This is a genomic window from Duganella sp. CF458 (assembly GCF_900113115.1).
Taxonomy (GTDB): Bacteria; Pseudomonadota; Gammaproteobacteria; order Burkholderiales; family Burkholderiaceae_D; genus Rugamonas.
Genome location: NZ_FOOF01000001.1, coordinates 55,829 through 70,263, shown reverse-complemented (window position 1 = coordinate 70,263; position 14,435 = coordinate 55,829). Strand labels below are relative to the sequence as shown.

Annotated in this window: 12 protein-coding genes; 6 read left to right on the top strand and 6 right to left on the bottom strand. The window is 63.6% G+C overall.

The genetic code is table 11. From position 1 onward, the window contains the following. The first annotated feature begins 38 nt into the window (after positions 1–38). Positions 39–494 carry a hypothetical protein gene (locus tag BM269_RS00300; RefSeq protein ID WP_090434307.1) on the top strand — a complete coding sequence of 152 codons (456 nt, stop codon included), beginning with the start codon at positions 39–41 and terminating at the stop codon, positions 492–494. Between the two features lie 56 nt (positions 495–550). Further along, positions 551–832 carry a hypothetical protein gene (locus tag BM269_RS00295; RefSeq protein WP_090434304.1) on the top strand — a complete coding sequence of 94 codons (282 nt, stop codon included), beginning with the start codon at positions 551–553 and terminating at the stop codon, positions 830–832. On the opposite strand, the gene BM269_RS00290 is transcribed toward BM269_RS00295, so the two are convergent. Beyond that, positions 816–1,454, bottom strand: a complete 639-nt coding sequence (locus BM269_RS00290) for a hypothetical protein (RefSeq protein WP_090434300.1) — start codon at positions 1,452–1,454, stop codon at positions 816–818. The genes BM269_RS00295 and BM269_RS00290 overlap by 17 nt on opposite strands. Before the next feature lie 51 nt (positions 1,455–1,505). Between BM269_RS00290 and BM269_RS00285 the strand changes: the two genes are divergently transcribed. Continuing rightward, a complete protein-coding gene (locus tag BM269_RS00285; protein WP_090434297.1) occupies positions 1,506–1,829 on the top strand; it encodes a hypothetical protein in 324 nt (107 codons plus the stop codon). Here BM269_RS00285 and BM269_RS00280 read toward each other — a convergent pair. Continuing rightward, positions 1,826–3,898: a tetratricopeptide repeat-containing diguanylate cyclase gene (locus tag BM269_RS00280; RefSeq protein ID WP_307152103.1), complete on the bottom strand. Its 2,073-nt coding sequence runs from the start codon at positions 3,896–3,898 to the stop codon at positions 1,826–1,828. The two genes, BM269_RS00285 and BM269_RS00280, sit on opposite strands and share 4 nt — an antisense overlap. A 278-nt stretch (positions 3,899–4,176) precedes the next feature. Here BM269_RS00280 and BM269_RS00275 point away from each other — a divergent pair, with 278 nt between their 5' ends. Then, positions 4,177–5,052, top strand: a complete 876-nt coding sequence (locus BM269_RS00275; protein ID WP_090434295.1) for an ABC transporter ATP-binding protein — start codon at positions 4,177–4,179, stop codon at positions 5,050–5,052. Next, positions 5,049–6,602, top strand: coding sequence for a hypothetical protein (locus tag BM269_RS00270; protein WP_090434292.1), 1,554 nt, complete (start codon positions 5,049–5,051; stop codon positions 6,600–6,602). Before BM269_RS00275 ends, BM269_RS00270 begins: the two co-directional genes overlap by 4 nt. On the opposite strand, the gene BM269_RS00265 is transcribed toward BM269_RS00270, so the two are convergent. The 4 genes from BM269_RS00265 to phaP all read right to left on the bottom strand — a co-directional run bounded on the left by BM269_RS00265 (position 6,599) and on the right by phaP (position 12,929). Beyond that, the gene (locus BM269_RS00265; protein WP_090434290.1) at positions 6,599–8,515 is read right to left on the bottom strand and encodes a methyl-accepting chemotaxis protein; all 1,917 of its coding nucleotides are present in this window, start codon (positions 8,513–8,515) and stop codon (positions 6,599–6,601) included. The genes BM269_RS00270 and BM269_RS00265 overlap by 4 nt on opposite strands. Before the next feature lie 78 nt (positions 8,516–8,593). Further along, complete coding sequence (locus tag BM269_RS00260; protein ID WP_229204472.1) at positions 8,594–10,252, bottom strand: ABC transporter ATP-binding protein; 1,659 nt, start codon at positions 10,250–10,252, stop codon at positions 8,594–8,596. A 115-nt stretch (positions 10,253–10,367) separates the two neighbouring features. Then, positions 10,368–12,119: an ABC transporter ATP-binding protein gene (locus BM269_RS00255; protein WP_090434284.1), complete on the bottom strand. Its 1,752-nt coding sequence runs from the start codon at positions 12,117–12,119 to the stop codon at positions 10,368–10,370. Between the two features lie 192 nt (positions 12,120–12,311). Next, positions 12,312–12,929: a TIGR01841 family phasin gene (phaP, locus tag BM269_RS00250; protein WP_090434283.1), complete on the bottom strand. Its 618-nt coding sequence runs from the start codon at positions 12,927–12,929 to the stop codon at positions 12,312–12,314. A gap of 174 nt (positions 12,930–13,103) precedes the next feature. Here phaP and BM269_RS00245 point away from each other — a divergent pair, with 174 nt between their 5' ends. Further along, positions 13,104–14,405: an amidohydrolase family protein gene (locus BM269_RS00245; protein ID WP_090435550.1), complete on the top strand. Its 1,302-nt coding sequence runs from the start codon at positions 13,104–13,106 to the stop codon at positions 14,403–14,405. Positions 14,406–14,435 lie beyond the last annotated feature (30 nt).

The window sequence follows — 14,435 nt, the reverse complement described above, 5'->3', positions numbered from 1 at the left end:
AGGTAGAATCGGAAGAATATAGCCGGGGAGAAACATCAATGGGTGTACAGTTTGGCCAGGACTTGCCGCTGCAGCGGCCCGACGAAACGGATAGCCGTGCGGCCATTTTCGTCCCGACCTCCAATATCAAGGAAGATATCCTGAGCGCCGTCCGCAAGGGCGCGGCGGTAGTCGGCTACGGCAATCACGACCACACCTTGACCATTTACTACGAAAGCAACCGCTTCAACGAGCCAACCCTGGCCAAGTGGGAGCAGAAGGCGCGCAAGGCATACGACCGCCTGCGCGACAACCTGCCGACCACCTCCAAGATGGTGTGCAAGCTGGATAACTTCGAGCAGATCGGTTACATCAGCAACAAGGGCATCACCATCCGCCGCCGTGCCAGCCTCGATCGCTGGCTCGAGTTTTCGGAGGCACAGGAGTCGGCGCCGGACGGCGATAACGTCGCCTTTGCCCCGCCGCCGCCGCCCAAAAAGATCGTCGCCGATTAAGACTCAGTGCTACCATCTGCCCAAAGCCGATAATCGGACCACGGTGCGGAGGGCAGATGCAAGTAAGCTTGTTGGCTGCAGGTGGCGCTTTCCTGTTGGTGTTGCTGGCATCCAACGTCATTCGGCGCGCCTTCATGCGCCATGTGCAAGAGCGGGGCACTGAAATGTCGGCTGCCGACACGGCCGGCTGGCTGCTGTTCTTCGGGCTGGCCTTCCTGGCTGCTGCCGTGCTCGGGGTGCTGAACCTTTCCAAATTCCTCAACCTGGCTTTTTGCAGCACCTTGCTGGTGTTCGGCGTCGCCGCACTGGTCGGCGCCTTCGTCATCGGTCGCCGTTAGCGTCGTCCTGCCAGGCGACTGGAATGTTGCGGATCTCGTTGCCGTTCCACGCAGTGACCAATCCTTCCACCCGCTTGCCATCAACTTTCAATGCTGCCACATGGTAGCGGTAGTCCGGCCCGAACTGGCGTTCAGCCGCGCGCCGCGCGCGTTGCGCGGCTTCACCATGCAGCATCAGCGCCAGCGCGCTGCACACCATCAGCGACAGTGCGGCGCCGCTGGCGGCCGCCAAGCCGATATGGCGCGGCTTGTGGCCGGCGGCTCGGCGCGCCGCCAGGACGGCAGGTGCGCTGAGTGTGCGGTACAGCCAGTGCAGCAGCACCAGCCAGGTCGCGCTGGTGGCCAGGGACGGCAGGATGCGCGGTTGCAGCTTGAGCTGGGTCAGGGTCAGGTCGACCGGCTGCATCAGGGGCCAGGCCAGCATCATCACGCCAAGGGCGCACAGCGCGAAGGCGGCGATCCAGCGCACCAGCGACGCCATGTGCAGGCTGCCGTACAGCAAGCCGACTCCGGCTGCTGCGCCGAGCAGGAAAAGGCCGGAGCGGATGGCCAGCAGGTCGCAGGTGCCCAGCACCACCAGCACCATGCCCGCCCGCTTAAGGATGGGAATGTGCGCGTCCATTGGAGTATTCTAGCGTAACATTTTCAGTATGCTGGATGGAAAGGAGACACCATGAAAAGCATGATTGCCGTGCTGTTTGCAACGCTGGCGCTGGTCCTGGGCGGCTGCCAGAAACCTGAAGACAAGCGCATTGGCCCGGCCGAGCAGGCCGGCCGTGAAATCGACAAAGCCGCCAACGTCGCCGGCGAAAAGCTGGACCAGGCAGCCAGCAAGGCTGAAGAAAAGCTCGGCCAGGCTGGCCAGAAGCTGGACCAGGCCGCCCAGCAAGCTGGCGAGAAACTGAACAAGGCAACCGAGAAGCTCGGCGAAAAGGTCGAGCAGGCCGGCAAGGAAATGCAGGAGTCGGCCCGCGAAGCGCGCAAGGAAAAGAACTAGTTGCCGGACTTGCTCTTGAGCGGCACCACATTGGACGGCGGCGGTTCGTCGGGCATGCCGCCCAACACCAGCGTCAGGTCGACAAAGCCGGCGCGCCAGGCCTGTTCCAGGTTCTGCTCGATGGCTTCCATCGAGGTCTGCTCGAAGTTGCTGAAGCCGCGCACGCCGTAGGCGCGGTTGCGGCCATGGGCCTTGGCCAGGTAAAGCGCCATGTCGACCAGGTTGACCGCGCGCTCCCAGGGCAAGGGCAAGCCGCCCGGCGCCAGCGGGAACGGCGCAAAGCCGACCGATACGTTGACGTGGATCATGTGGCCCTGGAACGGTACCGGTTGCGACGACACGCAGTTCAGGATGCGGCGCGCGATTTCGTCCACCCCGTTGCGCGGAATGGCGGGCAGGAAGGCCAGGAATTCCTCGCCGCCCCAACGCACGATCATGTCGGTTTCGCGCAGCGCAACACGCAGGCTTTCCGCGATCATCTTCAGCACGGCATCGCCGGCGGCGTGGCCGTAGGTGTCGTTGACGTGCTTGAAGTGATCGACGTCCAGCAGGAACAGGGCGCCCACGATATCTTCGCCGTTGACGCCGCGCCGTTCCACCTGGTTATGCGTGCGCATGTAATCCTGGAAGTGGCGCCGGTTGTAAAGCGTGGTGAGCGGATCGAGCGAACTTTGCGCTTTCAACTCCAGGTTCTTTACCTCAAGCTGGGCATTGGCCTGGCGCACCTTGCGATACAGCAGGCCGACGATCACCGAAGCCAGCGCGAACACGACTGCCAGCAGCCACCAGATGCGCTGCTGCAGGCGGCGTGCGGTCAGCTCCGCGCCCTTGGCCTGGTTTTCATGCGACAGCTGTTCGATCTGGCGCTTCTTCTTTTCGGTATCGTACTTTTCCTGCAGCTCCCACATGGTTTTTTTACGCTGCGATTCGAACAGTTCGTTTGAGATCTGGCGCTCGCGGTGATAGGCTTCCACCGCACCCTGGTAATCGCCCACGCGTTCCAGCGCTTCGCCATATTCGGTCAACAAGGCTTGCAGCTCGGGCTTGTCGCCGGTTTTTTCGTAATAGGCCATGCCCAGCGCAAACGACTTCTTGCCCTCGGCGACCCTGTTTGTGCCCATATAGGCCTGGCCGGCATTGATGCGCGCCGTGGCTTCGTTGGCATCGTCGCTGGCATCGCGTGCCGCAACCGACGCTTCGTTGGCAAAGCGCAGCGCGGTCGGGAAGTCGTGCAGCTTCAGGTTGATGTCGGACAGGTTCACCAGCGTGGTGGCGATCATGCGCTTGGCGCCAAGCTTGCGGGTCAGGTCCAGGTTGGCCAGCAGGGCGCGCATGCCGCGTTTGTATTGTTGCGTATCGACCGCCAGGCCGTATTCGGTATTGTTGGCAATTGCCATGCGTCCCGGTGAATCGAGGGTCTCCGACACTTCGAAAGTCTCGCCCAGCGTTTCCCATGCCTTCTCGTACTCGCGCACCTGGGTGTAGAACAGGGTGAGGGCATTCAGCGCACTGGCCAGCGGCACCTTGTCGTTCTCGATCTTTTGCGCCAGCTCCACGGCCGATTGCAGGCGGATCAGGGCCACCGGGTAGTTGCCTTGTTCGGCGTAGCTCTGGCCGGCCGTGATGGTGGACTGCACGCGCAGCACCAGGTCGGTGGTGGCGCTGGCCAGCTTTTCCGCTTCAAACGCCAGTTCGTGCGACACCTGGCGTTCGTTCATCGCCGAGCGTACATAGGCCTTGGTCAGCAAGCCTTTGGCGATGATGATCTTGTTGTCCTGCGCGCGGCCGAAGTCGTGCAGTTCCTCGGCCAGGGCCAGCGCCACGTCTTGCTTGCCGAGGCTGCGGTGGGTCAGGCTAAGCTGGGCCAGGAATTCGGCGCGGGTCAGGGGCGGGGCGGAGCGGGCCACCGGTTCCATCTGCTGCAACTGGACCAGGGCTTTTTCGGGAACGAAGCGGACCACCTCGCGGATCTCGGCGATGTCGCGGTCGAGGGGCGACTCGGCAAACGCCAGGCAGGGCGCAAGCAGGCAGGCGCCGACCAGCGTACGGAGGCGCTTGGAAATCGTCAAAACCGGAAAGCCTGGCAACTTGGGTCCTTGGGGTCGCATGAGCAGCGTGTGCGGTTCATTATATGCCTGTTGCAAGCAGGAAATCTCGCTGATGACTCACTATTTTCATGATAGACGCCTCAACTGTGGGGAAAATACAAGTGGAATTTCCACTTGTGTAATGAGTTGCGAAAAATTCCACCCGGCCATCCATTTCAACCGTTCGTCGCATCGCCCGCGCGGGCCAGGCGGGGTCCGGATACAGTCCGCCTCATTCCTATTCTTGAGGCGAAAACAACATGCTCGAACTGCGCAATGTCAGCAAGGCTTTCCGCGACCTGAAAGCGGTGGACGACGTATCCCTGAAACTTGGTAGTGGCGTAGTCGGGCTGGTTGGTCACAACGGCGCCGGCAAGACGACTTTGATGCAGCTGGTCGCGACCTTGTCGCGCCCGACTGCCGGCAGCATCCTGTTCGACGGCAAGGACATTGTGCGCAATCCGGATGCGATCCGGCGCCGCCTTGGCTTCCTGCCGCAGGAGTTTGGCGTTTATCCGAACCTGACGGCGCTCGAGTGCATGCAATATTTCGCTGCGCTGAAAGGGGTGCGCGATCCGGCCCGCATACGCGAACTGCTGGAATTGGTGAACCTGTCCGAACATGCGCGGCGGCCGGCGGCCTCGTTCTCGGGCGGCATGCGGCGCCGTTTAGGGATCGCCCAGGCACTGCTGAATGATCCCGACATCCTGATCGTGGATGAGCCGACAGCCGGGCTGGATCCGGAGGAGCGCTTGCGCTTCCGCCGGCTGTTGTCCGAGCTGGGCTTTGGCAAGCTGGTGATCGTGTCGACCCATATCGTGCCGGACGTGGAGAGCATCGCCGGCCAGCTGGCTATCATGCGCAAGGGTCGCCTGCTGGCGCTGGAAACGCCGGACGCCATCCTGCAGCGGGCGCGCGGCCAGGTGTGGCAGGCCAGTGTCGATGCGGACGAATACGATGCGCTGCGCAGCCGCTTCCACGTGCTGCAGGCGCAGCGCCAGGGTTCGCAAGTGCAGTTGCGCGTGGCGCATCCAGGGCAACCGATGGCAGGCGCGCTGGCGGTCGAGCCCAGCCTGGAGGAGGCGCTGATGGCGCAGCGTGACGCCTTGTCGGAACCGGTGGCGGTGGCGGCATGAACGCGCCGGCCTTGCGCGTGATCGCGCTCAACGAAGTACGCTTGCGGCTGCGCCGGCTGTCCACGCTGGTGGCGCTATTGGCGGCGATGGGCCTGTGCTGGCTTGCGATTGCCGATCCCGCCGATGGCATCACGATGATGGTGATCGATCAGAAGCGCGTGCTGTACACCAGCCAGGCGCTGGCCTTTGGCAGCGCGCACATCGCCGGAATGCTGCTGGGACTGGCGGGCTTTTACCTGGTGCGCGGGCGCGTGGCGGATGACCTGCAAAGCGGCATGGGTGCCGTGATCGGCGCGACAGGCGCCAGTAATGCCTTGCTGGCATGCGGGCGCTGGCTTGGCGGCGTGGCCTACCTGATGCTGTTCGTACTCGCTTACCTGGGTTCCACGCTGGCGCTGCATGCCTTGCGGGGCGAGGGGCCGATCGAGCTGCTGGTCTATTTGCAGACCTATGTGCTGATGCTGCTGCCGATTATCAGTTACGCGGCCGCCTGCGCGGTCCTGTTCGACAATATCGGAGCCCTGGTTGGCAAGCGCGGCGACGTGCTGTTCTTCTTCCTGTGGTGCATGCAGTTCGGCGCACTGGTTGGCGTGACGGAGAGCCCGGGGGCGCTGTGGCCGATGTTCCTCGATTTTTCCGGCCTGTCGGTGGCAGTGACGACCTTGCGCGAACATTTTGAAACGACTTACTTTGCCTTGGGCCGGCATGCTTTCGATCCCTCCGGGCCGACCATGGTGATCCCGGCATCCCTATGGAACCTGAAAGCGTGGGGGATCAGGGCGGCCACCTTGTCGTTGTCGTTCCTGCTGTTGGCACCTGCTGCGCTTTTCTTCCACCGCTATTCACCGGACCGGGTACGGCCGCGCTCTGCGCGCGGCAGCCGGCTGCTGGCATTGGCTCACCGCATGCTGCGCCCGGTGGCGATCGCCGTGCGGCCTTTGCCTGGCCTGGCGATGCGCGTTCCGGGTTTTGCGGGCGAGGTGCTGGCGGAGGTGGCGCTGGTGTTGTCGATGTCGCCTTCCGCAGCGCTGCTGCTGGCTGCAGGCACCGTGGCGGCGGCAGTGGTGGCGCCCGTGTTGCTGCCGGGCGTGATGACGATCGGGGTCGCGGGCTGGGGATTGATTGTGTGCGGCATCGCGCCGCGCGACTGGCAGAATGGGGCCGATGCCATGACCGGCGCGCTGCCGGGCGGCGTGCTGCGGCGCTACTTGCGGCAATGGAGCGCCAGCCTGGTGCTCGCCCTGCCGCTGCTCATGGCGGCATTGCGCTGGTCGTTTGATGCGCCGGCGCGCGCTGCCGCAGCGCTGGCCGGCGTGCTGGCGCTGGCGTCAGCCGCCAGCCTGCTGGGCGGCTTGACGCGTGGGGCGCGGCTGTTCCTCGCACTGTTCCTGTTCACATGGTACATCGCGCTCAATGCGCCGAAAGAGGCGGCGCTGGACCTGGTGGGCTTCAATGGCTCCGCCAACCTGGGCACGGCGGCTGCATGGGCATTGGCAGGCTGCCTGGCGTGGGCAGCGGGCTTTGCCCATAACCGCTGGCGCCGGGCTTAGAACTCTTCCCAGTCGTCGCCCGCCGGGGCGGTTTTGCGGTCCGTGGCTGCGGCTTGGGTTGCCTTCCTCGGCTGTGAGGAAGGCTGTGAAGATGGCTGTGAGGGCGGCTGCGACGGCGCGCTGCTTGCTGCGCGGTCCTCGGGCCGGGCGGCGCGTGCCGCCGGCAGGCGTGGCGCCGTCGATGGGGTTGCTGGGCGTCCGGTGCGGGGGGCGCGCGCCGGAATGGGCATTGCGGTGGCGCCGCTGCCGGCTTTCAAACGGAAGATGCTGACCGCCTGGGCCAGTGCCTGCGCCTGTTCCTGCAAGCTTTCCGCCGCCGCCGCCGCTTGCTCGACCAAAGCGGCATTCTGCTGCGTCATGGTATCCATCTGCCCGATCGCCTGGTTCACTTCACCGATGCCGCTGCCCTGTTGCTGGCTGGCGCTGGTAATTTCACCCATGATGCCGGCCACCTTGTGCACCGAAGCCACGATGCGCTGCATGGTGTCGCCAGCCGTATCGACCAGGCGTCCGCCTTCCTCGACTCTCGAGACGGAAGCGCCGATCAGTTCCTTGATTTCCTTTGCCGCTGCCGCGCTGCGCTGCGCCAGGTTGCGCACCTCCGACGCCACCACGGCAAAACCGCGTCCTTGCTCGCCGGCGCGCGCCGCTTCGACCGCCGCATTCAGCGCCAGGATATTGGTCTGGAACGCAATCCCATCGATCACCCCGATGATGTCGCTGATGCGCGCTGAACTGTCCTTGATCGCGCCCATGGTGACCACCACCTGCGACACCACGTCGCCGCCTTGCTCCGCGACGTGCGCGGCATCGGCCGCAAGCTGGTTGGCCTGCTGCGCGTTGCTGGCGTTCTGCTGCACGGTATCGGTCAGGTTTTCCATCGCGCTGGCGGTTTCCTCCAGCGAGGAAGCCTGCGTTTCGGTGCGGGCCGACAGGTCGGCATTGCCGGTGGCGATCTCGCTGGTGGCCACCGTCATCTGGTCGGTGCTGCTGCGGATATTACCGATCATGTCCGCCAGGCCCTTGTTGATGTGTTCCATCGCCTGCAGCAATTGGCCGATCTCGTCGCTGCGGCTGGTATCGATATCGCGGCTCAAGTCACCGCCCGCGATACATTCCGCGGTATCGATCGCCTGCTGCAGGCCGGAACGGATGTAACGGTAGGCAAACAACAGGCAGGCCACGGCCGCAATGACCGACATGGCTTGCAAGGCCTGCGCCAGAAACTGCGCCCGGTCGAAGGCCGCGCTGGCTGCCGTCACCTCGGCGCTGGTACGTTCGTCGAGCAGGGCCAGGAACTCGTTTACGGGCTGCATGATCTTGGCCTTGTTCTGGTGGTAGGCCTTGTCGTGCATGATCCGGCGCGCCATCTCGGGATCGGGCGCTGCCTCGCGTGTGAAGCCGCCCTTGCCGTCGTCAAACTTGCCCTTGACCGCATTCATCGCGATCACTTCGGTGCGAACCAGTTCGTTGGAGTTGGCTTCCGCCTCTTTCAGCTTGGCGAACTCCTGGTCGGTAAAGCCGGCGCGCTTCATCAGTTCCGACAGGGCGATGGTCTGGCCCGAAGAGGGCGGCACTGGCGCACCCGCGGCCACGAAGTCCCAGTAGATGCGCTCATAGTTTTTGGGGCGCGGCTTCTGGCCGTTGCGGATCGCCAGGATGTCCATGTACTGCTGCTCGTAGGCTGCTTCGCCCGACACCACATAGGTGCGCGCCAGGCGCGTAAGGTCGTCCGAGCTTTGCCGCAGTTCGTCCGCCAGCAAGTAAGACTGGTAGCGCGAATCCGCTGCCTGCTTGGCTTCGGCCTCCTTGCTGGAGACCCGCAGCAGGGCCAGCATGGTCAGCGCTGCCAGCACCACCGTGATGGCGAAGAACGCCAGGAAGATACGCTTGATGGATAGACTTTTTGTCATGGCATGGCCCCCCCTCTGGAGGACAGCATACCTCTACTACCAATCGACTAGTAATACTTTTCGCGCGGAAACAAGAAGTCAGGCGGCAAGCTGTTGCAAGAGATAGAGGCGCTGGTACAAGCCGTTATCAATTTGCATCAGTTCTTCGTGTGGCCCCTGTTCCACAATCCGTCCGTGGTTCAGCACGACAATGCGGTCCGCCTCGCGGATGGTCGATAGCCGGTGCGCGATGGCGATGATGGTGACCTGGCCGCGCAACTCGTTCAGCGCCACCTGCACGATCTGCTCGGTGTGCGAATCGATGCGCGAGGTCGCTTCGTCGAGCAGCAGGATGCGCGGCTTGCCCGCCAGTGCGCGCGCAATGGCGATCAGCTGCTTCTGGCCGGAAGACAGGCGCGAGCCGCCTTCGCCCAGCACGGTGTCGTAACCGTCTTCCATCGCCATGATGAAGTCGTGGCAGTGCGCCGCCCGCGCCGCGGTTTCGATCTCCTGCTGCGACAGGCCGCGGCCCATGTCGATATTCTCGCGCGCGGAGGCGGCAAGCAGGAAGGGGTCTTGCGGCACCAACCCGACGTCTGCGCGGAACTGTTCGTTATCAATCTCGTCCAGCAGCATGCCGTTCATGCGGATGCTGCCGTGCGGGGCAGGGTAGTAGCGCAGCAGCAGCGACAACAGGGTTGATTTGCCGCTGCCGGTATGGCCGACGATGCCGAAGAAGGCGCCTTGCGGGATCTCCAGCGACAACTGGTGCAGCACGCGCTGGCCCTCGATGTACTCGAAGTCGAGGGCGTGGATGTCGATCGCCGGCGCACCTTCGTCATTGGCGGCGTGCCGCGTGTGGGCGCCGGTGCCTGCACGATGCTCCGGCGCGCTCTGCTCGCCGAGCAGGATCGCCACACGCGACGTGGCCACCACCGATTGCTGCAACTGGCTGAACTGCATGGTGATCTGGATCAGCGGTTCGATCACGCGCGCGATGTAGCTGATGAACGCGTACAGCACGCCCACTTCCGCTGCGCTCATGTCGCGCTGGCCGAACATGTAGATGACGGAAGCCAATAGCAGGACGTTCAGCATGTCCAGCGCGGGGCGCAGCAGCCAGGCGTTGGCGCGGATTTCGGCCAGGCGCTGGGTGTAGTGTTCCGCGTTGGTGCCGGCGAAGCGTTCGCCGAAACGCTGCTCCGCGTTATTCGCCTGCAGCACGGTCATGCCGCCGATCGATTCGGCGATCTGCGCGTTGATGTCGCTGCGCAGCTGGCGCGCACGGGTCACGGCCGGAGCGCTCAGGCGCTGGTAGGCCCACACGATCACCAGCACGAAAGGCAGCAGCGCGACCACGATGGTCATCAGGCGCCAGTCCAGCCATGCCATGGCGGCCACGGTGCCGACCAGCACGATGGTGCTGTCCAGGATGACGAACAGCACCTGGATGTACAGGCCCTTGACCGCCTCGGTATCGTTGGTCACGCGCGACACCAGTTGGCCGGTGATGGCGCGGTCGAAGAAAGCCATCGGCAGCCGCAGTACGTGGCTGTAAACCCGTTCGCGCAGGCGCTGGACGGAGCGCATGGCCACGCCGGACAGGCGCAGCAGTTGCCGGTAACGCACCCAGGTGGCGATCCAGCCGGTCAGCAACACGCCGCCCAGCAGCAGGGCCATGCGGGTCCATTCAAGGTGCTTTGGCAGCAGGTGCTCGTCGATCAGGCGCTTGCCCAGCAGTGGGCCCAGCACCTCCATGCCGGCAGCAAAGGTCAGCCACAGCACGGCCCAGCCCAGATGGTGCAGGTCCGGGCCGGACGCTTCCTTCAAAAGGCCGACGGCCTGGCGCGTCTGTTCGCGGGCGCTGTGTTTATCAGGCTGCGTCAAGGCTGGCCTCCAGTTGTTGGTAGCGCCACTGGCTGGCGTACCAACCATTCAGCGCAAGCAGTTCTTCATGCGTGCCCGACTCGGTGATGCGGCCCTGCTGCAGGACCACGATCTGGTCGGCATCCACCACCGCGCTCAGGCGATGGCTGGCGATGATGGCGCTGCGTGTGGTGTGGGCGCGGCGCAGTTCTTCCAGGTGCTCGAGGATGGCGGTTTCGGTGCCGGTATCGACCGCCGACAGGGCGTCGTCCAGCAGCAGCAAGTCGTTGTCGGACAGCAGGGCTCGTGCAATGGCGACGCGCTGGCGCTGGCCGCCGGACAGGGTGATGCCTTTTTCGCCGACCTCCGTTTCATACTTGTGCGGGAACAGCAGGATATCGTCGTGGATCGCCGCCAGGTCCGCCGCGCGCTCGACTTCCGCACGGGTGGCGCCGGGCTTGGCCAGGGCGATATTGTCGGCAATCGAAGCGGAGAACAGGAAGGACTCCTGCGGCACCCAGCTGATTGCCGCACGCAGCGCCTGCAGGGTGTACTGGTCAAGCGGGTGGCCGCTCCATTTTGCGCTGCCCTGCGTCGGCGTGACCTGGCGCAGCAGCACGCGCAGCAGGGTCGATTTTCCCGAGCCGGTCGGGCCGACCAGGCCAAGCGTCTGGCCAGGCTTCAGCGTCAGCGAAACATCGGACAGCGCCGGTTCCTGTTGGCCGGGATAGGAGAAGCCCACGCCGCTCAACTCCAGGTTGCCCGGAGCGACGTGCGGCAGGCGGCCATGATCTTCGATGGTCAACGGCGCCTCCAGCATCGGCTGCAAGCGCGCATACGCGGCGCGGCCACGCTCGATCAACGACAACACCCAGCCCGCAGCGAACATCGGCCAGATCAATTGGCCAAGGTACATGCTGAAGGAAGTCAGTTCGCCAATGGTCAGCTCCCCGCGCCACACGAGCAGGCCACCCAGGCCCAGCGACAGGCCGGTAGCCGCGGTCAGGGTCAGGCCAACCGCCGGCTCATAAGCCGCTTCCCAACGCTGCGCGGTCAGACTGGCATCGGCAGCGGCGCCGGCCAGTTCCTCGAACCGATTGCTGCTGCGCTGTTCCAGTCCAAGGGCACGCAAGGTGCGCACGCCGGACAGCGTTTCCTGCACATGATCGTTCAACGCACTGAAGCGCTTCAGCGAATCGGCCGAAGCAGTATGGATGTGCGACGAGATACGCCAGAAAGCCCAGGCCATCAGCGGGAAGGGAATCAAGGCAAACAGCGCCAGACGCCAATCGACGCCGACCAGCATCATGCCCAGCACCAGTAACAACGTCAGCGAACCATCGAAGCCGGCCAGCATCGCCTCGCCGGCCGCCATCTCGATCGCATCGATATCGTTGGTGGCCAAAGCCATCAAGTCGCCGGTGCGCTGCTTCTGGAAAAATTGCGGGCCCTGTAGCGACAAGCGGCGATAGAAGCGCGTGCGCAATTCAACGCCCAATTGATAGGCAGCCGCAAACAGCTTCATGCGCCACGCCACGCGCAAGCCGTAGTTAGCCACGCCCAGCAGGAGCAGCAAGCCGATGGCCTGCCACAAAGCCTCGCGGCCAAGCTTGCCCGCCGCCAGGCCATCGACCATATAGCCGATCTGACGGGGAATACAGATACCGATGATTGCGACGCCGGTCAGCATGGCGCCGGCGGCTGCGTAAGGACGCCAATGGCTGCGGACGAAGCCACCGATCAGGCGCGATAAACTCATATGCTTAGAAGAAAAATGCTGCCAAGAGCCTGCAAGCATACCTCAGGGCAGGATTTTTCGCCGAGCACGCCCTCCGCGATGAAAGTCGGGGTCAGCTCTGGCAATCGGACATAAATTTCGCATGCGAAATTTATGTCCGATTGCCAGAGCTGACCCCGACTTTTAAATTGGGAGCTGGACCCGACTTCTAAATTACTTGTGAGCTTTGGCGCCGTTGGCGGGGGGGGCTTTGGGGTCGGGGAAGCTGGCGGATGGCTTGGATGGCTTGGCGTCGGCTTTTGCTTCAACCTTTGCTTCGGCTTTGATTTCCGGCTTGCTGTCGACTACTTCTGGCTTGGCTTCGATTTTCGGCACTGGCTTGGCTTCGGCTTTGGCTGCCTTCGGCGCTGCAGGAGCGGGAGCCGGTGCGGGAGCTGGCACTGGCGCCGGCGCTGCGATCGGTGCGGACAGCTTCGGCAACTTCTCGGCTTGCTTGCCGGCTTCTTTCAATTGCTGTTGTGCTGCCTGGAACAATTCCGTCTGGGTCTTGCTGGCAATGCTGAACAGCTCGCGGTTATAGGTGAACAAGCCATCCAGGCTCGGCACGCGTGCACTGCTCTTGGCGAAGAATTCTTGCGGATCTTTCGCCTCCAGCAGTTCGCGCGCGGCGGCGGAACTCTTCTCGACGGTGGCTTTGGTGGTGCTCAGGTTGAGCGCGATCACCTGTTGCGCGCCTTCGAAGGCAGTGGTGGCGAAGTGGTTGAGGATTTTCAGCTGCGCTTCCAGCTGCGACTTGGTGGCTGCGGAAAATTGCTCGGGAATCGAAAACATATTTTCTCCTGGATCGATGGGAAATGGTGCGCTGCAATAAACCCATTCTAGCGACGAAATATGGTAATGGAAAGACATTTTTGCCGACTATTGAAGCAAAAGTTATGCGGTGCAGCATTGCGTGCCCTGCGCGGCCTGCCTACAATCGGCCATCCTTACCTGTGGAGCGATGCAATGGATCTTGTAATCCGCAATGCCAGCTTGCCCGATGGCCGCCGAGGCATCGATATCGCCATCGACCAAGGCCGCATCGCCGATATGGCTCCTGTGTTGCAAGTAAGGGGCGCGCGCGAGATCGATGCGGAAGGCGACCTGGTCACGCCGCCTTTCGTCGATGCCCACTTCCATATGGATGCCACACTCAGTTACGGCCTGCCGCGTGTCAACCAGTCGGGCACGCTGCTGGAGGGTATTGCGCTGTGGGGCGAACTGAAGCCGCAGCTGACGCAGGATGCTTTGGTGGAACGCGCGCTGCAATATTGCGATTGGGCGGTGGCGCGTGGCCTGCTCGCCATCCGCAGCCACGTCGACGTGTGCGACGATCGCCTGCTGGCTGTGGAAGCGCTGCTCGATGTGAAACGGCGCATGGCGCCTTATCTCGATTTGCAATTGGTGGCCTTCCCGCAGGATGGCGTGCTGCGCAGCCCTACTGCAATGGCCAACCTGGAACGTGCGATCGCGATGGGTGTCGATGTGGTCGGCGGCATTCCGCATTTCGAGCGCACCATGGCCGATGGTGCGGAGTCGGTGCGCGTGCTGTGCGAATTTGCGGCGGAGAAGGGTTTGCGCGTTGACATGCATTGCGATGAATCGGACGACCCTCTGTCGCGCCATATCGAGACCTTGGCGTATCACACGCAACGCCTTGGCCTGCAAGGCCGCGTGGCGGGTTCGCACCTGACTTCCATGCACTCGATGGACAACTACTACGTCAGCAAGTTGCTGCCCTTGATCCGGGAAGCTGGCGTTGCGGCCATCGCCAATCCGCTGATCAACATCACGCTGCAAGGCCGTCACGATACTTACCCCAAGCGCCGCGGCATGACGCGTGTGCCGGAAATGCTGGCCCATGGCATTGACGTCGCCTTCGGCCATGACTGCGTGATGGACCCCTGGTACAGCCTGGGCTCGGGCGATATGCTGGAGGTGGCCCATATGGGCCTGCATGTGGCGCAGATGACCGGGCAGAATGCCATGCATGCCTGCTTCAATGCGGTGACGGAAGCGCCGGCGAAGATCCTTGGCCTGGAGGGCTATGGCCTGCGCCCGGGCTGCCACGCCGACCTGGTGCTGCTCGATGCGGGCGACCCGGTGGAAGCCATCCGCCTGCGCGCTGCACGGCGCCTGGTGTTGCGGCGCGGGCAGGTGCTGGCTGAAGCGCCGCGCGCCACAGCGCGCCTGGCCCTGCCGGGCAGGCCGCAGCAAGTCGATTTCCGCCTGTCCGGGCATGCTGGACTTGCACGCAAAAATGCATGAAAATTCAGCATCATTCCTGCAGCCGGGAGC